The sequence below is a fragment of the Synechococcus sp. R55.2 genome (genome assembly GCF_047462075.1).
In the GTDB taxonomy this organism is placed as follows: domain Bacteria; phylum Cyanobacteriota; class Cyanobacteriia; order Thermostichales; family Thermostichaceae; genus Thermostichus.
In genome coordinates this window covers 1-648 of record NZ_JANSIH010000268.1, presented here as the reverse complement: position 1 = coordinate 648, position 648 = coordinate 1, and the positions used below count along the sequence as shown (strand labels likewise).

At 57.4% G+C, this 648-nt stretch carries 1 protein-coding gene; it reads right to left on the bottom strand.

What is annotated here, in order from left to right:
- Positions 1-9: 9 nt before the first annotated feature.
- A complete protein-coding gene (locus tag NW838_RS08915) occupies positions 10-489 on the bottom strand; it encodes a hypothetical protein (RefSeq protein WP_414427880.1) in 480 nt (159 codons plus the stop codon).
- Between the last annotated feature and the right edge of the window lie 159 nt (positions 490-648).

Genomic DNA, 648 nt, shown 5'->3' with positions numbered 1-648 from the left:
GTGCTGGGGCTACGAACGCGAAACGCACCCTAAAACCTGACGCACTTGGGCTAGCTCGTCAGCAGGAAGGCGGGCTTTCAACTCCTTCTCCCAGCGATCCAGCCAGTTGCACAGTACCTCCGGCAGACAAACCTTTTGGTTATGGAGCTCACACACTACCCAAAGGCTGCCGTGGACGACAACGCCGCTCTCCGCGCAAGCTCTGCGCAACCGGCCATCGTTGGAGAGGAGCGTAGAGCTGCTGGTACGGCAGTAGTGAAGACACAATGCGTCAGCTATCGACAACCCACTTTTCTTCAGAACCATTGCCTCTGGAAGCCACGTTTCCTGCACCTGGACAACCTGCACGCCCAAAGCAAGAACCTGGGACTTGCAAGGGTCATCGACTTCTGCCAGTACCACGTCAAGCACCTCCAGACTTGCCAACCTCGCTAAGGATTCCAGCCCCCCAACCTTGGCGAAGTCAATGAGGATGTTGGCTTCAGGCATAGCTGCCCCTCTCATTGTCTCCGCCGAGGCGCGTTTGGGTAACTCCAACAGGTTGTCCAGAGATCCATCCAATGGAATGAGAGTGGGATCACCACTTCAGCCTAGCCCCGGTGCACCTGGGCCCAGACACGGGTGGGCAGGCCCCAGATGTAGATAAAG

Coding starts and splice junctions, on each gene's coding strand:
- NW838_RS08915 (WP_414427880.1), bottom strand. CDS start 489: ATGCCTGAAGCCAACATCCTCATTGACTTCGCCAAGGTTGGGGGGCTG.